Raw genomic sequence first — 25,065 nt, 5'->3', positions numbered from 1 at the left:
AGAGAAAGCATGCTGAAAGTGTCGGAAATAACAATTGAATATTTGAAAAATCCGGTGGGGCTGGACGGCAGGCCATGGTTTGGCTGGATTCTTTGCAGTGACAAAAAAAATGTAAAGCAGGAAGCGTACAGGCTGGAGATTGCCGGGGATGAGAACTTTAAAACCATGGTTTATGAAAGCGGCTGGGTTAAGAGCCGGGAGTCCATCCATGTGGAGGCAGCCGGGTTTTGTCCTGCTTCCTGTAAAAAATATTTTGTCCGGGTGCAGGTGCAGGATGGAGAGGAACAAAGCAGTTTCAGTGAACCGGCGTTTTTTGTCACTGCAGTCATAAAACAAGACCAATGGAAGGCCCAGTTCATTACTGCGGAAGGACCGGAGGATAAAGACTTCTCGGGAAGCACTTATCTGCGAAAGGAGATCGAAGTCAGCGGTGAAATGCTGGAAGCCTATGCATGCACCACAGCACTTGGACTGTATCATTTCTATATAAACGGACATAAGGTGGGCCAGGACGAGATGACCCCTGGCTGGACTTCCTATCAGAAGCATTTGTGCTATCAGACCTATGAGGTTACGGATCTGCTGAAACAGGGAGCCAATGCGCTTGGAGCTTTGGTTGGTGCCGGATGGTATAAAGGGAAAATGGGCTTTCTTCATCTGCGTAATAATTACGGAGACCAGGCGTCTTTTCTGATGCAGCTGGTGGTCCGCTACCGGGATGGCCGGGAGGAGACGTTTTTTACGGAAGAAAGCTGGCTGGGCCATGAGGGCCCTGTGACTTTTTCTGAGATTTATGACGGGGAGATTTATGACGCCGGCATGGAAATTGAAAATTGGAACTGTCCTGGCTACCGCGCAGATGACTGGAAGGGGGTAGAAACGATTGAGTTTCCAAAGAGTGCTTTGACCGCCCAGGCTGGTTCGAAGGTAAAGGTCATAGAGACTCTGAAGGCAAGGAGTATCTTCCAGACGCCGCAGGGAGACCGGGTCATTGATTTCGGGCAGAACTTAACGGGCTGGGTACAATTTAAGGTGCGGGGAAGGACAGGAGAAGAGGTAAGATTTCAATGCTTTGAGACGCTGGATTCTTCAGGAAATGTTTATACAGCCAATCTTAGGTCGGCAAAAGAAGAAATCCGCTATATCTGCAGAGGAGTAGGCGAAGAAATCTATCATCCCCATTTCACCTTCCAGGGCTTTCGGTATGTTCATGTCCTGGATTGGCCGGGGGAACTGAAAGAAGAAGATGTGGAAGCCTGCGTCCTGCATTCGGACATGGAAGAAACCGGAGAATTTTCCTGTTCCCATCCTTTGGTAAACCAGCTCCACAGCAACAGTAAGTGGAGCATGAAGGGGAATTTTCTGGATATTCCCACGGACTGCCCCCAGAGAGATGAGAGAATGGGCTGGACGGGAGATGCACAGATTTTTTGCCGTACTTCCTGTTATCTGATGAATACCTATACGTTTTTCAGAAAATGGCTGAAAGATGTGGCCGCGGACCAGACGCCGGAAGGGGGAGTTCCCCATGTGGTGCCGGATATCATAAGCGGCAGGGAAAAAGACGACTGGCTGCTTTCAAAGGGAACCCATTCCGCGGCAGCCTGGGCTGATGCGGCCGTGATCAACCCATGGACTTTATATCTGATGTATGGGGATAAGGTCATATTGGAAGAGCAGTATGACAGCATGAAGCAATGGATCGGGTTTATGAGAAAACATGCCAGGGATCATATCTGGAATTATAAACTGCAGTTTGGAGACTGGGTGGCGCTTGATGCAGAGGAGGGCAGCTATTTCGGAGCAACCCCCAATGATCTGACCTGTACCGCATATTATGCATACTCAACAGGACTGTTTGCGAAAATAGCTTTGATCCTGCAGCGGGAAGAGGATGCCAGAGAGTATGAAGCATTGTATGGAGAAATTGTAAAGAAGTTTCAGAGCACATTTTTTGAGAGTGACGGAAGCATGACGGCTATGACCCAGACCGCCCATATTCTGGCTTTGCATTTTAACCTTGTTCCGGAAGCATACAGGCAGAAGACGGCCGAGCAGCTGGTTACACTCCTTGAGAAAGAGGGCGGACATCTGGTGACCGGCTTTGTGGGCACCCCCTATTTCCTCCATGCACTTAGTGGAAATGGTTATGCGGATAAGGCTTATGAGCTGCTTTTAAAGGAAGATTTTCCTTCCTGGCTGTATCAGGTCAAGAGGGGGGCGACCACTATTTGGGAGCATTGGGACGGCTTAAAGCCGGATGGAACCATGTGGAGTCCGGATATGAACTCTTTTAACCACTATGCCTATGGAGCGGTGGGAGAATGGCTGTACCGCTCTGTTCTGGGAATTGAAACGGATGAGGTTTGTTCCGGATACCGGCGTATCATCATCAGCCCCCAGACAGGAGACGCCTTAGCATATGCAAAAGGATCATATAAAAGTGCACTTGGAATGATCCGGATCAGCTGGGAAAAAACGCAGACGCCGGGAGAGCGGCGGCTTGCCTTTGCCGTGCCGGCCAATGCAGCGGTTACAATACGTCTGGAAAAAGGGGCAGTGCCGTATGAAACCGATGGTCTTGCCTTTCAGCTTAAGGAGGGGTGTATGACGGCTGAAGCAGGCTCCGGAAGCTTTGAAATAATTTATAAAAAACAGTGAGGAGGAGAACGATGCTGACAGATTTAAAAAGTTCACCCTTTGCCCGGGTTTGCGGTCTTCCCTTTCCCGCGGTGAAATGGACAGGCGGACTATACAAGGAACGGCTTGATACCTGCATGAATTCTACGGTTCCCCATCTGCAAAAAATGTTTGAGAGCAAAGAAATCAGCCATGTGACGGAAAATTTTAAGATCGCAGCGGGTGAATCAGACGGTGATTTTGACGGCACTGTTTTTGGAGACGGCGATTTTTATAAATGGATGGAATCTGCTGTTTATACGGCGGCTCTGGGAGAGGACCGGCAGCTTTTGGAAGAGCTTGAGGATTATGTTGGTTTGATCGGCAGGGCACAGATGCCTGACGGATATATTTCCACAAAACAGATTATCAGTGAGAAGAAGGGGAAGGCCGCAAGACTTGGAGATATCAACGAATTTGAAGTCTATAATTTCGGCCACCTGTTCACCGCTGCCTGCCTGTATCAACGGGTGACAGGCCGGGACAGCTTTCTTACCATTGCCGAGAAAGCCGCCGGATATTTAAAGCATCTGTATGAAGAGGCCAGGAAGAGCAGGGAGGCACAGACCGCTGTATGCCCTTCCCATTACATGGGGCTGGCCGAATTGTATCGGACAACGGGAAAACAGGAATATCTGGATTTGTTAAAAGATGCAGTGGAGCTGCGGGACTGCATAAAGGAAGGGCTGGATGACAACCAGGACAGACTTCCTCTTATAAAACATGAAAAAATCATCGGCCATGCGGTGAGAGCCAATTACCTGTATGCAGGAGTGGCGGATTTATGCCTGGAAGAGGAAAATCCGGAACTAACGGAGGTCCTTCATAAAGTATGGCACAGCCTTGTGACGCAGAAGCTCTATATAACCGGAGGATGCGGCGCTTTGTATAACGGTGCGTCGCCATATGGAAACTTTTTCACCCACCAGCTGGTCCATCAGGCTTATGGATATGAATACCAGCTTCCCAATGTGACGGCTTACAATGAGACCTGTGCCTCTGTGGGAGGCGTATATTGGGCATACCGTATGTTCTGCATGGAGAAAAAAGAGGAGTATGCGGAGGTTCTGGAACGGATGGTCTTAAATGGGAACCTGGCGGCAGTCAGCCTGGATGGGAAGAGATTCTTCTATGAGAACATGCTGCGCCGGGCAAAAAAACTTCCTTATGAGCTGATCTGGGGACAGGAGCGGACGGAATATATTTTAAGCTACTGCTGTCCGCCGAACCTGGCCAGGCTGATTGCCCAGCTGAGTGAATACGCTTACACTTTAGATGATACCGGCATTTATCCGGTATTATACGGTGCCAGCCGGGCGGATATAAAGCTCCTGAATGGCTGTGAAGGTGTTCTGGTTCAGGAAACGGACTATCCATATGACGGAAAAATAACCTTTCGCTTTGAAGACATGAAGAAGAATGAGCCGGTGAAGCTGCATTTGAGGATCCCGTCCTGGGTACGGGGAGAAAGCGGGGTTCAGATAACGGAAAACGGGCAGAAGTGTATATGGGAAAGAAAGCTCTCGGCTGCGGACAGGGGCAGTTTTCTGACTGTGGAAATAGAGGATCCGGAACATACCGTGATCAGCCTGGATTTAGGGATGAAGCCCCGTCTGACCTGCTCCCATGCTCTGGTGGAAGAAAACTGCAATCAGGTAGCTGTGGAGCGGGGGCCACTGGTATACTGTCTGGAAGGCATGGACGCTCCGGCAGAAACCATTGACGATCTGTTTGTTCCGTCAGACGTACGGTTGGAGCCGGAGGAGATTGAGATAGAAGGCCGGAAGGTGACCGGACTTGGGGCCACGTTTTTAAAGAAAATTAATGGACCGGAATATGACAGAAATTCCCTTTACCAGGATTACTCTGAGGAAGGCTATGAACCGGTCCCGGTGCGTATGATTCCTTATTTTGCCTGGGATAACCGGGGTCTGGATGAGATGCGCATCTGGATGCCCGTAGTCAGAAACAGATTTGGCAGTGAAAAGCAAGGTTGAGGAGGCAGATCAATGTTATATGGAGTATCCTATTACCCGGAACATAAAAGCAAAGAAGAGCTTAAATGGGATTTAAAGCTGATAAAGGAATCCGGAATCAATACGGTCCGAATGGGGGAGTTTTCCTGGTGCCGGATGGAACCGGAGGAAGGAAAATATGACTTTTCCTGGCTGGACCCGGTGATTGAGGAACTGGGGCAGGCCGGCATCCGTACGATCGTAGGAACCCCTACGGCATGCCCCCCGGCGTGGATGGTGGAAGCCTGGCCGGACATGTTATATCAGGATAACAGGAGGATTCGCCGTCCTTTCGGAGGCAGAAGACATGGATGTTATCATCATGAAGCGTACAGGAAGGCCTGTGCCGGCATCGCAGAAGCTGTAGGGAAGCATTATGGCAGGAATCCCTATGTGGCAGGATTTCAGATTGACAATGAACTGGCTCAGGAAGGAACGGGCAGATGTACCTGCGAAAACTGCCGGAAGAAGTTTCAGGATTGGCTGAAGCAGAAATACGGCGGGATCGAAACCTTTAACAGGAGAAGCGGTGCCATCTTCTGGTCCCAGGAGTACCGGTCCTTTGAACAGATCAATCCACCGGTCAATGCCATTGAGCCGGGGGCGCAGATCCAGATTCGGGACTTTTATGAAAACCCCACGGTCCGTCTGGAGTTCGAACGGTTTTCCAGTGAAAGCCAGATCGAGTTTCAAAACATTCAGGCTGATATCCTGAAGGCTTTTACTTCGTATCCGGTGACCACCAATGGAACGGGACTTGTGACCAACAGCATTGACTATTTTAAAGGCTTTGAACAGCTGGATTGCTATGCCTTTGATTATTATCCCAATCTGCGAAACGCCTGGGTAGATTCCTTCCCCTATGCATTTGGCAGAGGGGTAAAGCCTGACCAACCGTTCTGGGTCATGGAATTTATGTCCGGAGGAGGCCACAGGCTGAGCGGGACGGGACGGCTGCAGCCCGGACCCGGTGCATTGAAGCAGGCGGTGGTCCAGGCATTTGCCAATGGTGCCGGTTTACTTTTACACTATCAGTTCCGCAGCTTTCCGGCGGGGGCAGAGCAGTTAAACTATGCAATCGTGGATTTAGACGGGATTCCAAGAAGGCGGTATTATGAAATGAAGGAAACAGCCAACATCTTAGAGCAGCTGGAACCTTTAAAAGAAGCATCTTTCTGCTCAGAAGTAGGGATTCTGCTGGATTACGACAGCCATTGGGCCTTAAAAATAAAGCCGGTCAATGATCCTGAATTTTCTTATATGGATTTTGCCGGAAAGCTGTATTATAATTTAGAGCGTATTGGGATTCATTCCGATGTGATTTCCCTTGAACGTGATTTCCAGGAGTATAAGGCATTGGTGCTTCCGGCAGCTTTTGTTCTGAAAAAGGAGACAGTAAAGCGTCTCCGGGATTATGTAAATCAGGGCGGAATTTTAATCGCCACCTTTTTGACGGGTGTTAAAAATGAGGATAACCTGGGGTATACCATATCTCTTCCGGCCTATCTTGACGAAGTATTTGGAGTAACGGTGCAGGAGGTTGAGCCGGTATTAGACAGCAACCGGACCAGACTGGGCATCCGCCTGGCATCTGAGGAAGATGAGGTGGAAACAAGGGACAAAGCATGGAGCGAGCTGCTGGCAGGGGAGGCAAAACTTCTGGGGTCCTACAAGGAAACTTATAAGAAGGACTCTATGGTGATTTCCCAACATTCCTATGGGGACGGAACGGCTTATTATGTGGGAACGGATCTGGAAGATCCGGCATGGAGGGCACTTTTTAAGTCACTGTTAGGCCCTGTCTGCAGACGGAAGGATGAGATGGAAGCTCCGGAAGGAGTACAGGTGATAAGCCGGATCTGGCAGGGAAAATCAATCTATTTCCTGTTTAATTTTTCCGGGCAGGAGAAAACTGTCTGCATTCCGGAAGGAAAATTGGATTTTCTGACAAAAGAGAAGCTTTTACAGGAGATAATCTTAGAGCAGAATGGTTTTAAGGTCATTGTGTAAGGATAGGCATTAGAAAAGAGAAATAAGGGAGCACCGGATTTAAGGTTCTTCCTTATTTTTGCATAGCAAGCGGAGAGGGGAATTATGAAGCAGTGGAAATTATGGTTTGAGGAAATGTGGAAAAAGAGAAGCATCAAGAATCAGATCTTGATTTCTACGCTGATATGCTTAATTCTGGCAGTGGCTTTGGTTGGCTGCATAACCTTTATTTTTTCAAAAAGGACCATGGAGCGCAATTACCAGAATTCCCACAGGCACAATTTAGAAGTGTCCGGAAGCATCATTGACATTCAGCTGCAGAATCTGGTCGACCTTTCCAGGACCCTGCTTAACAATCAGAATTTTAAAAAGATCATGACGAAGAAACAAAAGAAAAGCACTTATTTTTCCAGCCTTGATGATGTTGTTTTAAATCATACGCTGCGAGATTTGGCTGAGCAGAACAAATATATCCAGAGTACTGTTGTCATTCATAAAAAGGGAAATATCTATTTTTACAGCAAGCTGACCCTGCAGAACGGTAAAATGCTTAAGTATCATAAGGATGAAGATATTTTAGCTATGGACTGGGTTGGGGTTGCGGACCGGGAAATGGGGAAAGAGGTATTTTACGGGTACAACGTGCTGTTTGATGATAACAATGAAACATTTTCCATGGTGAAAACCTTGAAAAATACGGAAAATGGAGAAGACATGGGGTATGTGGTCTTTAATATTAAAAAAAGCATGTTCCTTTCCGCGTTTGGAAAAGGGGATGAGGGATATGTGACCAACCGGTATATGATTTTTGATAAAAATGAGAGCCGGTCTGTAAGCAGACCTGACTGGAATCTCGTCTACTTCCACGGAGGAACGGACGTGAAGCAGGAGGTTCTGGAGGATTATATTTCAGGAGAGACGGGCAAGTACTTATTCAGTGAAGTGCACAATGAAAAGGGTGACTGGGAAGTGGTCAATGTAATTGCCAGAGAGGAATTAAGCCGTGACAGCAATTATATTGCCTGGATTTCTGTGCTGGTATGTATGGCCATGCTGATGATCTGCTGCTTGTTTGTCAACGGAATTTCCAAGGTCATCACATTCCCTCTGGAACAGCTGAAAAAGAATATTGACGTGGTCAGCAAAGGAACATTCCGCATTGAAGAGGAGTTTGACGAAACGGAAATAGGAAAGATCGGCACCCAGTTTAAGAACACGGTAAACAATAATCTGGACTTACATGAGAAGCTCCTCCATTCTGAAATCAAGGAAAAGGAGGCGGAGCTTTTACTTCTCCAGTCGCAGATCAACCCTCATTTTTTGTACAACACCCTGGATTCCCTTTATTTTATGGCGGTCATAGAGCATGCGGATGAGATTGCAGATATGGTGCTTGCTCTTTCGGATACGTTTAAGCTGAGCTTAAACAGAGGAGAAAAGCTGATTGAGGTGGGAGCCGAGATTGAGAAAATAAAAGCGTATATGAAGCTTCAGAACATGCGTTACCACAACCGTTTTGAACTGAAGATTGAGATAGAAGAATCCCTGATCACCCGGAAAATCCTTACGTTTATTTTGCAGCCTGTAGTGGAAAATGCGGTGTATCACGGGCTGGAGCCGAAGCTTGGCGGTGGGTGCAGCATCCGCTTATCCGGCTGCCTTGACGGGGAAGCTATGGTATTTAAAATCAAGGATAATGGGGTGGGAATTGTGGATATGAACCTTCTGGACGAAGGCTACGGAGTAAAGAATATAAGGGAGAGGCTGTCCTTGTTCTATGGGGATCAGGCAGGTATCTGTTTTGAAAGTGAGGCCGGAGCGGGAACGGAGGTTACCCTAAGAGTACCGCTTCATGCAGAAAATAAGGGGGAATAACAGATGTATCGAATGGTGGTTGCAGATGATGAATATATCGTGGTTGAGGGGATCAAAGCGATTCTGGAACGGCAGAAGCTGCAGTGCGAAGTGGTGGGATATGCCTACAATGGAATCGACGCTCTTGACGTTATACAGGAGCAGAAGCCGGACATTGTCATTACAGATATCAGGATGCCCGGGTTGGACGGGCTTTCCCTGATCGAAAGCTGCAAGGAATTTCTGCCGGAAGCCAGTTATGTGGTGATCAGCGGTTATACGGAATTTGAATATGCCAGGCGGGCCATTACCCTGGGCGTGGTGAATTATATTGATAAGCCGGTTACCATACAGAAAATTGAGGAAGTGCTGCAGGAAGTGGAAAAACGGAGCAATCCGCCCCAATACGCATATAACCGGATCATACGTGAGACAGACCGTGTTGTGGATATGGTGCTTATTGGAAAAGCGGAAGGGCTGGAAGAAGGAATGGAAGGAATCTTACGGGTGATGAGGGAAACAGTCCCTGATTTTGAGCAGTATAAACAGGAGATATATAAGATCATGTCAATGCTGGTCCAGATTTTTAAGGAAACAAACCCGGATGCTGTCTGTCAGCTTACCCATCATGATGTGGAAAAACTCCATGAGGAGGAAGAATGCAGGCTGTACTGCCTGTCCCTCATCCGAAAGATGAGCGAGCTTTTTCTTGGAAAAAAGGTGGGAAGCAATCACCGTGTCATTCAGAAGCTTCTGCAGTTTATTGATGAGAAATATGCGGATAACATCGGCTTAAATGAGCTGGCCATGCTGGTAAACATGAATCCGGCTTATTTAAGCATTTTATTCCGCAATGAAGTGGGCATGAGCTATGTTAAATATTTAACGGATTTGAGGATTAAAAAGGCAAAAGAGCTTTTGGATGAGGGCATGAAGGTAATGGAAGTCAGTGAAAAGGTGGGGTATTATAATTACCGGTATTTTTGTGAGATATTCAAGAAATATCAGGGTATAACGCCGAACGAATATAAGGGACATACCAGAAGAAGAGATTAAATACACAATAAGAAAATTGCAAATCATAATTATTATATAAAAAGTGTACAAAAACAAAGAAATGACTGACTAGTATGTGGGGAAATTCCTTGTTAAAATGTATCTATCAAACAAAAACTATGAAACGTGTGGGAGGTAGAAAATGAAGAGAAAAGTTTTAGCAGGAATCCTGGCTGCAGCCATGATGACAACCTTATTGACCGGCTGCGGAAACAAACAGGCATCCGATGGCGGCGGACAGACAGGGGCAGAAACGGAATCCGCAGCAAAAACGGAAGCCTCTGGGGAAACAGAACCTGCTGCAGGGGCGGATTCAGGAAAACCCAGCGCAGCGGAGGACCCCAAGCTTACAAAGAACATGAAAATTTTATCGATCTGGGCGGAAGACAATGATAACGGCGTGCTGATCAAGGCTCTCTGTGAGAAATACCAGAAAGAGGTGAATCCTAATTTCACATGGGATTATGAAGTGGTGTCTTCCGATAACTTAAGACAGAAGGTGGCTACCCTGGTGGCTTCCAATGATCTGCCGGATATGTTCGTGTACGAATCAGGCAAACCCATTGTGGACTTAATCGAAGCAGGAAAGCTGGTAAATGTTTCAAAGGTGCTGAAAGATTTTAACTGTGAAGAAGCATTGAACCCATCAGCAGTCTCTCTTTTGAAAAGTTTATCAGGAACGGACGATATTTATGATCTGCCTCTTGGAATGAATGTGGAAGGTTTCTGGTATAACAAGGCTTTGTTTGAGCAGGCAGGCTGCCAGGTTCCGAAAACATGGGATGAGTTCGAATCTGTGCTTGCAAAGCTGAAGGGAGCGGGAATTCAGCCGATCGCGTGCGGTGCTGCGGATAAATGGGGAGCGACCCGTCTTTTAAATTCTTATCTCGTCAGAATTGCCGGACCTGATGCCATGGCAAAAGCAGATGAAGGAATTTCCAAATATACGGATGAGGATTACGTGAAGGCCGCCCAGAAAATGCAGGATTGGGCAAATGCAGGGTATTTCGGTGAAGGAGTCAATACCGTAGACATGAACACCGCGGGCTCCATGCTCATGACCGGACAGGCAGCCGTATTCTATAACGGTTCATGGTTTACAAGCAACTTAAATGATGCTTCCCAGAATCTGGCTGGAGAAGACGGAATCGGATTCTTCAACGTGCCGGTTGTAGATCCTTATGTCAGCGACGAAAGCAGTTATTCCATGAACTGCGGCAATATCCTTTCCTTCAGCCAGAAGAATTATGATGAGGCAACCGGATGGTTTATGAAATATTTCGCAGAAAATATGGGCGATCTGGCCATGGAGCTGCAGGGGAGCGTAAAGGGCTATAATTATACAGTCTCTGCAGAAGGCGCCAGTGGTTATACACAAATGGTCCTTGATACCATCAACAATGCGGAAAGTGCTTTTACATGGTTTGAAGCAACCATGGGCAATGAAGTTCAGAATGTGGCAAAAGACGGAATCCAGACCTTGTTAACCGGTGAATTATCGGCAGAGGATTACATGAAGTCCATTCAGGAAGCCTGGGATATGAGCCAGTAGTAAGAATTTAACTTCTATAAGTCTGATGGCCTGATAAGCCGTAAAATGAGATGCGGGGTGCTGCGAAGTTCTGAAAAGGAATCCAGCACCCCGTTTTTTAACCGAATCAAGAAAGTCCCCCGCTTCAAATGCGAAAAGCATTAAGCGGTGGGTGAGGGGACTTGCTTGTATCAGGTGGAGTACAAGCTCCACCTGATAAGCAGCGATAGCTGCTATTCGGTTATGCCCGATGGAGCGGGGCACACTGTGAGCAAGTAGCGAAGCGGATTGCGAATATCCGCTTGACCCGAATCCGGCAGCAAAGCGGATTATATAAGTCCGCCTGGCATGCGGGAGCGTCAAAAGGAAAGGGATTGGAGGTTTTTCTATGAAAAAGGTATTGGAAAATAAAATGGCAATTGCAATTTTCGTATTACCTGCATTGATCGTCTATTCTGTCATAGTCATTCTGCCGGTAATATGGTCTTTGTATTACTCGTTTTATTCTGGATCTCCGGGGCTGAAATGGGTGTTCTGCGGGTTTGACAACTTTCTGCGTCTGCTGGGAGACAGCAACTTTAAAGCGTCATTAGCCGTAAATTTGAAGTACATATCCATTGTTATGCTTGGTCAGGTAGGGATGGGGCTTTTGTTGGCTCTGATGTTTTATTTCTGGCTGAAACGTTTTAAGAACGTGATCCGTACTCTGGTATTTTTTCCGGTGGTGCTGCCCACTGTGGCAGTGGGTCAGCTGTTCCAGAAAATTTACGAGATACAGCCAAATTACGGACTGCTAAACAGCCTTTTAGATACCCTGGGACTGTCCGGTCTGGTACAGCCCTGGATCGGCCAGGCTTCCACGGCTCTGGGAAGCTTGTGCGTAATGGATATCTGGGTGGCCATGGGATTTTATGCCGTTATCTTCTACGGGGCGCTTTTGGATATTCCGGGAGACGTAATCGAAGCTGCAAAAATTGACGGAGCTGGCGGACTGCAGCTGTTTCGCCATATTCTGGCCCCTTTGCTGCATGCAATGATCATCACCTGCCTGATCTTCAGTTTTTCCGGAACAGTGAAAATGTTTGAATCCGCGACCGCTCTTACGAACGGAGGACCGGGAGCTGCCACGAGATCCCTGTCCATGTATATGTATAATGTTTCCTTCACCTATAACAAGGTGGGATACGGAAGTGTGGTTGCGCTGTTCATATTCATGCTGTGCGTGCTTGGATCGTCCATCATCCGTAAGTTTGATGTAAAAGAATAGGAGGTAGGCCGAGAATGAAAAAAGGATTTAAGTCAATTGCAATTAAATTAGTCATTATTTGTCTTGTGGTGATCGAAGTATATCCGCTGTTCTGGATGCTGACCGCTTCCTTAAAACAGCAGAGTGAGTGGACCAGCAAGCCGGCATATGCGTTAAACTCGGGCTTCTATATCCAGAATTACATAGAGGCGTGGACAAGAGGAAATATGGATATTTTCTTTAAAAACAGCTTTATATGTACGGTGGTTTCCTTATTCTTTATTGTACTGTTTACGGTAACTGTCAGTTTTGCGGTAACAAAGATGAGATGGAAGCTTAAGGGGTTTGTTGGAAAGTACTTTGAATTTGGCATCATGATTCCGGTGGCAACTGCCCTGATTCCCTTATTCCAGATCTATTCCGGAATGGGCCTTTTAAACAGCAGGCTCTGCCTGATCATCACATACACGGCTTTCGGCCTGTCTCTGTCGACACTGCTGACAACCGGTTATCTCCGGTCGTTTCCCGATGAGATTATGGAAGCGGCGGTGATTGACGGATGCGGAATCTACAAATTGATGTGGTATGTGGTTGTGCCGCTGATGAAGAATGCCATTGTTACGGTTTTAGTATTGCAATTCTTCTTTAAATGGAATGATCTGATTTTTTCCATGACATTTATCAGCGACCAAAAGCTGAAGACGGTTCAAACCGGTCTTCTGTATTTTCAGAATGAATTTGGAGCGAAAAACTGGGGAGCGATTTTTGCTTCCGTGTCTATGTGCGTGATCCCTATGCTGGTCTTATATATGATTCTGAACAAAAGGGTAATCGAAGGGATGACAGCAGGAGCGGTGAAAGGATAAGCGGGATGATGGATCAGGAAAGCAAACGTTATGCGCAGGAGATAAAAGATTATGTGGCAGGTCATGTGAACGGGCTTTTAAAAGAGCCTCATGGATTTATCCGCCATCCCTTTATTGATCCGGGCAGTGTCTATGACGGAAATTTATGGGACTGGGATACCTACTGGTCGGTTTACGGATTATTCGGTATCATGGATTCTTTTTCAGAGGAGCTGCAGGAAAAGATTCTGGTCCATGCCAGAGGAAATGTGAGAAATTTTATGGATCATCAGCTGAAGGATGGCTATATTCCCATGATGATTGAGGTTGACCGGTGGCCGGAGCCCTATTTAAACATGAAGCATAAGGAAGGCGTGCAAATGAACATGCATAAGCCGTTTCTTTGCCAGCAGATGCGTCTGATCAGTGAATTCCAGGGGGATTATTCCTGGACAGGGGAGTATTTAGACGGACTGAAAGCATACTTTGACTGCTATTACCGAAATTATTTTATGGAAGAAAAAGGGCTGTTTGTCTGGTGCGATGACATTATGATAGGGATGGACAATGATCCCGCTTCCTTCGGGCGTCCCAAGTTTTCCACGGCAAATATATATTTGAATTCATTTATGGTTTTGGAAATGCAGGCATACGGGTGTGTTCTGAAAAACGCAGGAAAAAGCGGTGAGGCCCTTGAGTGGGAGAACCGGGCGAAAGTCCTGATACAGACCATACAGGAGGAGTGCTGGGATAAAAGGGATCAGTTCTTCTATTCTGTTGACGTGGATATCAGGACCAGAAAATTTGACTGGTTCCATGAAGGCCTTGGGGTGTTCTGGAAGACCCTTCCCATTAAAATAAGGGTATGGTCCGGATTTATCCCCATGTATGCTGGTTTTGCAACAAAGGAACAGGCAAAGAGTCTGGTCAGCCATTATCATGATGAGAATACATTTCACAGCAGTTTTGGAATCGCCACCTTGGCCAAGGATGAGAAGATGTTTAATCTTGAAGCGACCAATAATCCCTCCAACTGGCTTGGTCCTGTGTGGCTGGTAGCCAATTATGTGGTGTTTCAGGCCATGCTCACTTATGGATACCGGGAAGAAGCAGAAGAAATCTGCCGTAATTCTTTAAAGCTTCTGGGCATGGATCTGGAAAAAACGGGATGTATGCATGAATATTACAATCCTATCAACGGAGATCCGGTGGTAAACGGCGGGTTTATAAACTGGAACCTCCTGGCGATTAACATGTTGGCTGACTTGGAAAAGGAGAAAGAGCATGAATAAGAAACCCTGGGAGAGAGGACTTCTGCGGGTGCATGAAAACAAACGGTATTTTACCAACGGGGCCACGCCTTTTTTCTGGCTGGCCGATACCGCCTGGCTCATGTTTCAACGGCTGACCTTAGAGGAGACATACCGGTATTTGAGAAACCGGAAGGAAAAAGGATACAATGTGATTTTAGCTGACTTTTTGCATACGGCTGACCAAAGGAATCTGGCGGGAGATGCGGCTCTGATGAATGGGGACTTCTCCAAAATCAACACCTGCGGAACCTTTTGGAGTCATATTGACCGGGTAATGGAAATGGCAGAAGAGCTGGGATTATATCTGGGAGTTCTGCCGGTATGGGGAAGCGATATTGTAAAAAACGGCTCCTTACATATGGGGAATTTAACGAGCTTCATGAAATTCGTGCTGGAACGTTATCACCACTGCCCCAATTTAATCTGGATCGTGGGCGGTGATGTGAGAGGCGATGTTAATCAGGAGCTTTTTTGTACCATGGGAAAAATGATGAAAGAAGATGAGCCGGACCGCCTGGTTACTTATCATCCCTTCGGGAGAACGGATTCCTCCCAATGGTTCCACAAAGAAACGTGGCTGGATTTTAATCTGTTCCAGTCAGGGCACAGAAGATATGACCAGGATCAGTTAGGATCTTGGGATGACAACCGGCCCTCAGAAACCTGTTTTGGGGAAGACTGCTGGCGTTATGTGGAAGACGATTATGCCAGACTGCCTGTGAAACCTGTTCTGGACGGTGAGCCTTCTTATGAATGGATTCTGCAGGGACTTCATGATAAGACCCAGCCCTATTGGCAGGCTGCAGATGTCAGACGTTATGCCTACTGGGACGTGTTTGCCGGGGCAGCAGGCCATACTTACGGCCATAATGCGGTGATGCAGTTTCAACGTGATTTATCAGAAGACGGAAGCTTTGGCGTAAACTGTTTATGGGAAGACGGCCTGCATCATTCCGGAAGCTCACAAATGAAGCATTTAAAAGATTTGATGGAGTCGGTCGGCTTCGTACACGGAAAACCGGCGCAGCAGCAGCTCCTGTCCCAACAGGGAGAAAAGTACGGTCGGATCAGTGTGTTTGCCGGAGAAGACTTTTTAATGGCTTATTCTTATACTGGAAGGGAAATAAAGCTTTCCCTGGAAGATTATAAGGAAAAACGGATGATGGTATTCTGGTTTTGTCCGGCGACAGGAATAAAGAGCTATATTAAGACCGTCAGGGGGCAGTCTGAAATTACGGAAACGCCGCCTGCCGTGGATGAGACAAAGGATATTGTGCTGCTGTTGCAGGAAGAAAAAGATATGCATGGAGAAGTAGACGGATGGAAAAAAGAATAAGCAGTGAGATATTACATTCATACCCCTGTTACGATAAGAGGAAGGTGGATGATCTGCTGGCAGCAGAAGCCGACGCGGATACCAGGAAAATTGTTGTTTTGGATGATGATCCCACAGGGATACAAACAGTCCATGATATATCCGTTTACACGGACTGGTCTCCGGAAAGCATAGGCCGCGGTTTTGAAGAAAAGAATAAATTATTTTTCATTCTGACCAATTCAAGGGGATTTACGGCAGAACAGACGGCTAAGGCCCATGGGGAAATTGGAAAGCGGGTAGACCGGACGGCAAAAGAGATGGGAATGGAATATCTGATTGTAAGCCGCGGGGATTCCACTCTGCGCGGTCATTATCCATTGGAGACCGAAGTGTTAAAGGCGGTTTTAGAAGAGCAGAACCCGTGGAAGGTGGACGGAGAAATTTTGTGCCCCTTTTTTGCAGAAGGAGGACGCTTTACCATTGATAATGTCCATTATGTTAAATATGGGGCCGAACTGGTTCCGGCGGGAGAGACGGAATTTGCCGGGGATAAGACGTTTGGATATCAATCCTCCGACCTCTGCGGATATATCGAAGAGAAGACGGAGGGAAGGTTTCGGGCGGATTCCGTTGTCTGCATTTCTTTGGAAGATTTAAGGGAAATGAAACTTGATAAAATTACAGAGCAGCTGCTGGCTGTAAAGGGTTTTCAGAAAATCATCGTAAATGCGGTAGATGAATATGACATTAAGGTTTTCTGCATTGCTCTTTACCGGGCCATGGGAAGGGGAAAGCATTACATCTTCCGTACGGCTGCGGCTTTTGTAAAGGCGTTTGGCAATATCAGTGACAAGCCCCTTCTTACGAAAGATGAGATGATAACTGGGGCCGGAAGGGCGGCAGGGATTGTGGTGATTGGCTCTCATACGGAGAAAACCACCATGCAGCTTGAAGAGTTAAAAAAGACGGCTGGCCTTCAGTTTATTGAAATGGATTCTGATCTGGTGCTGACGGCTGGAGGGCTGGAACAGGAGGCAAACCGGATACGGACGATGTGTGAAAATGCGGTCCGTGAAGGGAGAACCGTAGTCGTTTATACAAAGCGCCGTCTGCTTTCCATAGAAAATGATACAAAGGAAGCTGCGCTGCTTCGTTCGTTAAAGATATCGGAAGCGGTAATGTCCCTGATTGAGAAGCTGGAAGTGACACCGGCATTTATCATTGCAAAAGGCGGAATTACTTCCAGTGACATTGGAACCAAAGCTCTCCGGGTGAAATGTGCCCGGGTTCTGGGGCAGATCCGTCCGGGAGTTCCGGTATGGCGTATAGGAGATGAGAGCAAGTTTCCCCAACTGCCATATGTTATTTTTCCGGGGAATGTGGGAGATGTGACTACACTCCGGGAGGCGGTGGAGCTGTTAATGATATAATAATAGAAAGGATTCAATATGAAAATTGGTTTGATTTATACCAGCACCACACCGGAGCTGGTTGAAATTGTTGAAAAAGAAGTCAGGGAACAGCTGGGCAGCCAAGCGGAGCTCATAAGCTTTCAGGATCCCACAATTCTGGCGGAAGTGAGAAAAGAAGGTTATGTTACAGCAGCGCCTGCAGCAAGGCTGATAGGGATGTATATGAAGGCGGTGGAGCAGGGAGCGGATGCGATTCTGAACCTGTGCTCTTCCGTGGGCGAGGTTGCAGACTGCGTGCAGGATGCAGCCAGATATCTGGGAGTGCCCATTGTGAGAGTGGATGAAGAGATGTGCAGGGAAGCGGTCAGACTGGGCAGGAACATCGCAGTGATGGCAACACTTTCTACCACACTGGAGCCTACCAAAAGAACTGTTTTACAGGTCGCAAGAGAGATGGGAAAGCATGTGGAGATGATGGAGGTGCTGGTGGATGGAGCGTTTGGCCTGGATCAGGAGCAGTTTAAGGTCTTGATGGCAGAGCATGCCGGAAAAGCAGCGAAAGAGGCGGATGTGATCCTGTTTGCCCAGGGCTCTATGGCGTATTGTGAAAGCTATATCGCTGACATGTATGGGAAAACCGTGCTTTCCAGCCCGAAATTTGGAGCAAAGGCACTGAAGGCGGCCCTTATTTCAAAGGGAACCTTATGACCAATGCCCCTTACAACCAATGACCCTATAACAAAGAAACAGGAGAGCTGTATGAAAAAAATAGTGATATCCGTTGCACCGGTGGCAGCAGATGATACGTTGATCGATCCCAGGAAGATCGCAGAGGATGTCATTGCCTGCAGCAGGGCAGGAGCCGGAATGGTGCATCTGCATGTAAGGGATGGGAATGGACGGCTGACTCCGGATTTAACTCTGTTGGAGGAAACGGTCCGGTATATTCGTTCGGAATGCGACATTGTCATCCAGGTATCCACGGGAGGGGTATCGGATTTAACCATAAAGGAGCGCTGCACACCTGTATTTGCGGACTGGGTGGAAGCGAACTCCCTGAATGTAGGCTCTGTGAATTTGGGAGATCAGGTTTATATCAATCCTATTAAAGATGTTCATTATTGCGTAGAGCAGATTCTTAATCATCATAAAACTCCGGAGATAGAAGTTTTTGAGATCGGTATGATTAAAACGGCAAAGGATTTGTCCATGAAGTATGAATTTACAGACCCAATTCTGTTCAGCATTGTACTGGGACATATGGGAGCAGCTCCGGCCACGGTCCGTACCTTAAAGTCCATGCTGGAAGCATTGGAGGAATTCTTTCCGGAGAAAGAGAAGATCCTGTGGGGAATTACCCATGCCCATCGGACCGATTTCCAGATTATAAAAACTGCGCTCGATTTAGGGGCCTCCACGGTGCGGATCGGATTTGAAGACAGCAGGTATTTAAGCCGGGAAGCCATAGCCGGTACGAATCTTCAGTTAGTGGAGGCGGCGGCAGGCATTGTGAGAGAGAAGAAAATGCTGCCTGCTTCCCCTGATGAAATCAGGGCTATGCTGAATATTCGTCCCCTATAACTACATGTATTCCGCTCTTATACGTTCAACAAAGGCATATCAACCTTTGACATCTTTCAGGCTGGATGGACTTCTAATTATAGTATAAGTAAAAAGAATGAAACATAATTTGAGTAATGCCCCTTGAGCGTAAGAGCGATTTTGCTTTTGCGCTTTTTTCTTAGAGAAACAATACTATTGATTTTAAGGTGAAAATATATAAATTATTATCTTAAGATATAAGTACATGTTGAAAAATAGCAGGAAGGGATATACAATTATAGTAATAACATTGTTGGTATTGCTATTGTCTTTTTAGAGGTTAAAATTTCTGAATATTATCTTACGGCTTCAAGCCGGCAGATACTTGGAAATTAGTTTCCTCTTTTGCCAGGGCCCCACGGGAATATGAACGAGTTATTTTAACAATTCAAAGCAAGTGGAGGCTTGTAGCAAATTTAACGAAAATAAATGGATTGTAATTTATCAAACGGAAGATATGGAGGGATCTGTTTGAAAAGTCTGATCAGATTAACGGATTTAAAGTCAAGGGAGATATATGATATTTTCAGGATTTCAGATGAAATTCAGTGCGGTAAATACATTGATATACTAAAAGGGAAAAGTGTAGTCTTATTCTTCCCAAGTTCAAGTATTAGAACGCGTGTCACATTTGAAAAGGGGATACATTTATTAGGAGGACAACCTATATTATTTCCCAATGAAGCGCTTGATAAAAAAGAAGATTTGAGAGATGTATGCGGGTATTTAAATAACTGGGCAGATGTTATTGTAGTAAGACATAGGAATATACACATACTGGAACAGCTGGCCAAATATTTAAGAGCACCAGTTATAAATGCAATGACAGATGTAAACCATCCATGCGAGATACTCACAGATATGTACGCACTTTCAAAGATAAGGAAAGATTTTATTCATGATAAATACTTATTTTGCGGAGCGTTAGGAAATATAGGGTTGGCTTGGAAAGAGGCTTCTGATGCCATGGGCTTTGAATTATCACAATGTTGTGGTAACGGCTATGAGATAAATGGTTTGATGACGTACAACTACGTAACAGAAGCCATAAGCGGCAAAGACATTATTTGTACGGATTCATTGCCTTCAAATGTACTTGAGGATTTTAGAAATTGTCAGATTACAAAGGAAATAATGGATATGGCGAATGATGGAGCGATATTAAATCCCTGTCCTCCATTTTATCGCGGAGAGGAAGTTTCTGATGATGTGATAGAGTCAAAGTACTTTGTTGGGTACGAATTTAAAAAGTATTTGCTTCAAGTTCAGCAAGGGATAATTATATACTGTTTGCTCAGCTGAATTCTGATTTGTGAAGGAGTTGTTTATTATAACGAAAAAAGGAAGGATGAGTTTTGGCTTATCGGGAGATTGGGCAGAGTGAAGTAATGGAAGTTTAGTATAGATTATTTTTTAAGGAGGTATCAGCATTATGAATGATGAATTAAAAATCAAAATGTACTCGTTTACGGTGGATTGCAAAGACCCGCATGAATTAGCAAAATTTTATGCATCGCTGCTTAAGTGGGAAATGATGTTGATCGATGAAGAATGGGCATGTGTATACGCTCCGGGAACCAATCAGGGAACATATCCTGGTATAATGTTTCAACGGAATCCTGAGTATAAACCGCCTGTGTGGCCGGAAGAGCCTGAAACGCAACAGCAAATGGCACATATAGACTTCGCTGTTAATGATTTAGAAAAAGCGGTTCAACATGCAGTCCATTGTGGAGCAACAATTGCAGATGAGCAATTTTCTAATGATTGGAGAGTTATGTTTGACCCCGCCGGACATCCTTTTTGCTTATGCCAAATGAAATCAATGATTGAGAGTCCTCATTTTGCGTTGTTATAGATAATCTTGATATACTCATTACAAGCGGATCGTATTAACATTATATGAGGCTTGGCAGATCCAATTTGTAAAGAGAAAGGATGTAGAGCAGGAGAAAGTAAAAATGCAAGTAGAAGATAAAATAATATTCACCGTATATGAATGGCATATACCCGACATGTAAAATAATGCGGCTTTGATATAACTGAGGATCAAGTAGAATTACGTACCTGCCATGATATTTCTATTGATATAACATTGGATGACATTTACGAGCATAAATTTAAAGAAAAACTGGGATTATTTAATCAGTCGATATATCATTTATTAACGAAAATCCATGAGAATATCTGTATTGAAAGAAAGACGGTGCTGGGACTTGCGTCCTTGCACCGTCTTTCTTTACAGTCTGAGAGATTTCAATTAGAAATCTCTTTTTTTATTTTTGACAATTCTGCTTCCGTAAGATACTAATAAAAAAATTAATGGAGAAAATATTACAATACATACAAAATACAGAATAAATAAAAAAGATTAGGGGATTTGAACAGTATAAATATAAAAACGTATTGCAAATTGCGGACAATAAATTACTTTTGATAGTTATAAAGGACAAACTGCGATTATGTCCGAATAACTATTTTCAAGAATGCTTCGCAATTCTGATTGAAGAATATCGGTCTATTAGGAATCCGGCAGGGGGGGGGTTATATCACCTTGCCTGCTGGACCTTTTGGAGATAAAAATTTTACAAGAATTTTACCTATAATTAACATAGATAATGCTTTTGTTAACTTTAATTATTGTATAATTAATAATTGTTGTGAAAAAGAAGATAGAAATTTCAAATATTATAAAGGATAAGAGCTTCTTAATTAAAGTTTAATAAGGAGTCGGTTAGCGAGGGTGACGAATGGATGATCTAATGTTAAAACCTGGGCAAAGAGCCAAGATAAAAACAGATGCGGTAAACCTTTTTTATGGCAATTTCCAAGCTCTGAGGAATGTTACAATGGATATTGCGGAATGTGCTATTACAGCCATAATTGGGCCGTCGGGATGCGGTAAATCTTCTCTTCTGCGTCTTTTTAATCGTATGAATGACCCAATACCAGGAGTTAGGGTAGAGGGGGAAATTATGCTTGATGGTGTTTCTATCTATGATAAGAATATGGATGTTGTTGTACTTAAAAAAAGAGTTGGTATGGTTTTTCAAAAACCTAATCCCTTTCCCATGTCAGTGTATGATAATATGGCTTTTGGTCCAAGGCATCATGGAATAAAACAAAGAGCTCGTCTTGATGAGATTGTGGAGAGGAACTTGAACCAGGTGGCTTTATGGGACGAAGTTAAGGACAAATTGAAAGAATCTGCTTTTGATCTTTCTCCGGGCCAGCAGCAGCGTTTATGTATTGCCCGTGCGTTGGCTGTGGAGCCTGAGGTTTTGTTAATGGATGAATCTTGTAGTGCTCTTGATCCGGAATCTACAATGCAGGTTGAGGGGTTAATGGAGGAGCTGGCTCAAAAATATACGATTATTATTGTAACTCATAGTATGGAGCAAGCAGCAAGGGTGTCTCATATGACTGCGTTTATGATGATGGATCCTGATAGGGCGGGGACGTTGGTTGAATACGCTCCAACAGCACAAATTTTCGCTAATCCTAAGGATAAACGCACAGAGGACTACATTACAGGTCGGTTTGGATAAAGATTTATAAAAGGTGAACTTGCAGTTCTTTAATATATTCTGAGAAATGGAGGAAATCAAACATTAGAATTTTATCGTAGCTGATGATTTTAATGTTTGATTTTTGTGAGACATATGAGAAAAAAGATTGTAACATGCAAATTATTAAGACGGATAAGAGGTTTTGTCAGCGTAGTGATATTGACCCTTTCCATGGGTATGATGACTGCCTGCAGCCAGGCGCCTGGCTCAGCTGCGATTGTTGCAGGCTCAACTTCTGTACAACCCTATGCTGAGATTCTGGCGGAAGAGTATATGGTTTTAAATCCTGACGCTGTGATTGATATCCAGGGCGGAGGATCTTCGGCAGGTATTACGGCAACCAAGACACACAGTGCTGATATTGGAATGTCCTCCCGTGCATTAAAAGATGAGGAGAAAAATCTGTGGAATGTAGAAATTGCTCAGGATGGATTGGTATTAATAGTGAACCCTAAGAATCCAATACAAAACCTTACTTCAGATCAGATCCGCGATATTTACGCAGCTGCAATTACCGACTGGAGTCAATTGGGAGGCTCAAAGTCAAAGATCAATATCATAGCGCGTGAAGAAGGATCAGGTACAAGAAGTGCCTTTACGGAGCTGTTGATGGGTGAAGAAGAGATAACCCCGAAAGCTATCGTCCAGGACTCCAATGGGGCGGTACGGCAATTGGTTGAGGATGACCCTAATGCCATAGGATTTATCTCTTTGGGTCTGGTTACGGATAAAGTGAAGGCTTTGCATTTAGATGGTATCGAAGCGACACGAGAAAATATAATGAATGGCAGCTACAGACTGTCCAGGCAGTTTTTGTTTGTCACTAACGGTGAGCCGACCGGGTTAGAGAAGAGATTCATAGATTTTACCCTTTCTTCAGAGGGGCAAAAGTTACTGAGCAATGAAGGACTTATTCCTTCAGCAGAGGGGGCAGGGAAATGAAGAGTTTCAAGGAAAAATTATCTGAACGAGTGTTTCTACTAATCGCTCTTTCGACTTTATCGGTGCTGGCGCTCATTACTGTGTTTATATTTATAAAAGGTATCCCTATTATTGCCGAGGTTGGCATAATAAACTTTGTTTTTGGTATGAAATGGGCTCCCAGCCAAGGTGCCTATGGCATTTTCCCGATGATAGTGGGATCTGTATCGGTCACTTTAGGAGCAGCAATCCTGGGAGTTCCCATTGCCATTTGCTGCAGTATTTTTTTGGCTGAGTTTGCTCCTGCAAAGCTTAGAAACATATTCAGACCCGCCATCCAGTTGCTGGCTGCCATACCTTCCGTGGTATATGGGTTTTGGGGAGTATTGTTCGTGGTACCAATGATACGTAATTACCTGGGAGGGCCGGGGTTAAGCATATTGGCCGGTTCCATCATTTTGGGTATTATGATCCTGCCAACGATCATCAGCATCACCGAAGTATCTCTCCTTGCGCTGCCGCGCCATTATAAAGATGGAGCGCTTGCATTAGGGTTGACACATTGGCAGACCATATGTTCACTGCTGTTACCTGCGGCTAAATCGGGTATTGTTGCTGCCGTAATTTTAGGTTTAGGCAGGGCAATTGGTGAGACTATGGCGGTGATTATGGTTCTGGGTAATGCTGTCGCACTTCCTGAATCAGTTCTTGACCCTGTCAGGACACTGACCACGAATATTGGTATTGAGATGGGATATGCATCTGGCGAACACCAGCAGGCGCTTTTTGCCACAGGTATTGTACTGTTTGTCATTATCATGATTTTAAATGCTACTGCCCAATACATCACACGAAAGAGGTGAGGTTACTATGAGAATTAACCCGAAATCTTCCCAAAAGATAGCAAAATTTTTAATTTGGACAGCTGCTCTTCTTGTTATTGCAATTCTTTTTTCTATCATTATTCATATATTAGTCAAGGGAATACCTATGCTCAGCTGGCAGTTTTTAACGGATATTCCGCGGGATATGGGCCGTTCCGGGGGTATTGCCTCTTCCATTGTCGGTACTCTGATTGTGACTGCAGTAGCCGTTATTGTTGCAACACCATTTGGAATTGGAACAGCTATATACCTTACGGAGTACACACGGGAGAGCAAAGTCACCCGCATTATCCGTTTCAGTGCCGAGTCCCTGGCAGGCATACCCTCCATTGTATATGGACTTTTTGGTTTTATCTTCTTTGTCATATACTTAAAAATGGGCTGGTCAATTTTGTCCGGCGGATTAACCATGGCTATCATGATTCTTCCTACTATTATACGTACATCAGAAGAGGCGATTCGTACTGTGCCGCAGCTATACCGGGAGGTAGGCTTCTCTTTGGGACTCACTAAGTGGCAGGCAATAACCAGAACAGTACTTCCATCAGCACTCCCTGGTATAGTAAATGGAGTGATTTTGAGCATAGGGAGATGTGTAGCCGAGACAGCTGCCGTTATTTTAACAGCCGGCTCAGCATTGCGTATGCCTGCATCAATCTTCTCCCCAACTCGAACCATGGCAGTACATTTTTATATACTGGCGAGGGAGGGAATATCCATGGATAACGCTTATGGAACAGCAGCGCTCTTGATTATTCTTATTCTTCTGCTTAATGTTGGTTTTAATATGCTGGTCAATCGATTCATAGCGAAGGGCCGTTAAGAGGTGAA

At 45.2% G+C, this 25,065-nt stretch carries 19 protein-coding genes; all 19 read left to right on the top strand.

Going from position 1 to position 25,065, the window contains the following annotated elements:
- Positions 1–9 precede the first annotated feature (9 nt).
- Positions 10–2,661, top strand: coding sequence for an alpha-L-rhamnosidase (locus tag K401_RS0129520; RefSeq protein WP_024296328.1), 2,652 nt, complete (start codon positions 10–12; stop codon positions 2,659–2,661).
- 11 nt (positions 2,662–2,672) lie between these two features.
- Complete coding sequence (locus K401_RS0129515) at positions 2,673–4,676, top strand: glycoside hydrolase family 127 protein (RefSeq protein WP_024296327.1); 2,004 nt, start codon at positions 2,673–2,675, stop codon at positions 4,674–4,676.
- Between the two features lie 12 nt (positions 4,677–4,688).
- Positions 4,689–6,704, top strand: a complete 2,016-nt coding sequence (locus K401_RS0129510) for a beta-galactosidase (RefSeq protein WP_024296326.1) — start codon at positions 4,689–4,691, stop codon at positions 6,702–6,704.
- Between the two features lie 84 nt (positions 6,705–6,788).
- Positions 6,789–8,558 carry a sensor histidine kinase gene (locus K401_RS0129505; protein ID WP_024296325.1) on the top strand — a complete coding sequence of 590 codons (1,770 nt, stop codon included), beginning with the start codon at positions 6,789–6,791 and terminating at the stop codon, positions 8,556–8,558.
- Positions 8,559–8,561: 3 nt separating this feature from the next.
- Positions 8,562–9,593 (top strand): response regulator transcription factor, encoded by a 1,032-nt coding sequence (locus tag K401_RS32165; protein ID WP_024296324.1) that lies wholly within the window; start codon positions 8,562–8,564, stop codon positions 9,591–9,593.
- A 142-nt stretch (positions 9,594–9,735) separates the two neighbouring features.
- The gene (locus K401_RS0129495) at positions 9,736–11,145 is read left to right on the top strand and encodes an ABC transporter substrate-binding protein (protein WP_024296323.1); all 1,410 of its coding nucleotides are present in this window, start codon (positions 9,736–9,738) and stop codon (positions 11,143–11,145) included.
- Between the two features lie 367 nt (positions 11,146–11,512).
- On the top strand, positions 11,513–12,391 hold the full coding sequence (locus tag K401_RS0129490) for a carbohydrate ABC transporter permease (RefSeq protein WP_024296322.1): 879 nt from the start codon (positions 11,513–11,515) through the stop codon (positions 12,389–12,391).
- Positions 12,392–12,405: 14 nt separating this feature from the next.
- Entirely contained in the window at positions 12,406–13,236 is an 831-nt protein-coding gene (locus K401_RS0129485) for a carbohydrate ABC transporter permease (RefSeq protein ID WP_024296321.1), read from the top strand.
- Positions 13,237–13,241: 5 nt separating this feature from the next.
- A complete protein-coding gene (locus K401_RS0129480; RefSeq protein ID WP_156945329.1) occupies positions 13,242–14,507 on the top strand; it encodes an MGH1-like glycoside hydrolase domain-containing protein in 1,266 nt (421 codons plus the stop codon).
- On the top strand, positions 14,500–15,864 hold the full coding sequence (locus tag K401_RS0129475) for a glycoside hydrolase family 140 protein (RefSeq protein ID WP_024296319.1): 1,365 nt from the start codon (positions 14,500–14,502) through the stop codon (positions 15,862–15,864). The genes K401_RS0129480 and K401_RS0129475 overlap by 8 nt, the downstream gene beginning before the upstream one ends.
- Positions 15,849–17,276, top strand: a complete 1,428-nt coding sequence (locus tag K401_RS0129470; protein WP_027352259.1) for a four-carbon acid sugar kinase family protein — start codon at positions 15,849–15,851, stop codon at positions 17,274–17,276. Before K401_RS0129475 ends, K401_RS0129470 begins: the two co-directional genes overlap by 16 nt.
- An 18-nt stretch (positions 17,277–17,294) precedes the next feature.
- Complete coding sequence (locus K401_RS0129465; protein ID WP_024296317.1) at positions 17,295–17,966, top strand: aspartate/glutamate racemase family protein; 672 nt, start codon at positions 17,295–17,297, stop codon at positions 17,964–17,966.
- A gap of 51 nt (positions 17,967–18,017) precedes the next feature.
- Positions 18,018–18,839, top strand: a complete 822-nt coding sequence (locus K401_RS0129460; protein WP_024296316.1) for a beta-keto acid cleavage family enzyme — start codon at positions 18,018–18,020, stop codon at positions 18,837–18,839.
- Positions 18,840–19,331: 492 nt separating this feature from the next.
- Positions 19,332–20,162 (top strand): ornithine carbamoyltransferase, encoded by an 831-nt coding sequence (locus K401_RS0129455; protein WP_024296315.1) that lies wholly within the window; start codon positions 19,332–19,334, stop codon positions 20,160–20,162.
- Positions 20,163–20,292: 130 nt separating this feature from the next.
- A complete protein-coding gene (locus K401_RS0129450; RefSeq protein WP_024296314.1) occupies positions 20,293–20,718 on the top strand; it encodes a VOC family protein in 426 nt (141 codons plus the stop codon).
- An 892-nt stretch (positions 20,719–21,610) separates the two neighbouring features.
- Positions 21,611–22,408 (top strand): phosphate ABC transporter ATP-binding protein PstB, encoded by a 798-nt coding sequence (gene pstB, locus K401_RS0129445; RefSeq protein WP_084493026.1) that lies wholly within the window; start codon positions 21,611–21,613, stop codon positions 22,406–22,408.
- Positions 22,409–22,522: 114 nt separating this feature from the next.
- Entirely contained in the window at positions 22,523–23,371 is an 849-nt protein-coding gene (locus tag K401_RS0129440; protein ID WP_024296312.1) for a phosphate ABC transporter substrate-binding protein, read from the top strand.
- The gene (gene pstC / locus K401_RS0129435) at positions 23,368–24,213 is read left to right on the top strand and encodes a phosphate ABC transporter permease subunit PstC (RefSeq protein ID WP_024296311.1); all 846 of its coding nucleotides are present in this window, start codon (positions 23,368–23,370) and stop codon (positions 24,211–24,213) included. Before K401_RS0129440 ends, pstC begins: the two co-directional genes overlap by 4 nt.
- Entirely contained in the window at positions 24,179–25,057 is an 879-nt protein-coding gene (pstA, locus tag K401_RS0129430) for a phosphate ABC transporter permease PstA (protein WP_330363189.1), read from the top strand. Before pstC ends, pstA begins: the two co-directional genes overlap by 35 nt.
- Positions 25,058–25,065: the final 8 nt, after the last annotated feature.

The sequence above is a fragment of the Lacrimispora indolis DSM 755 genome, assembly GCF_000526995.1.
Lineage (GTDB): Bacteria > Bacillota > Clostridia > Lachnospirales > Lachnospiraceae > Lacrimispora > Lacrimispora indolis.
The sequence above is the reverse complement of the archived record's forward strand: the minus strand, read 5'-3'. Positions and strand labels throughout refer to the sequence as shown.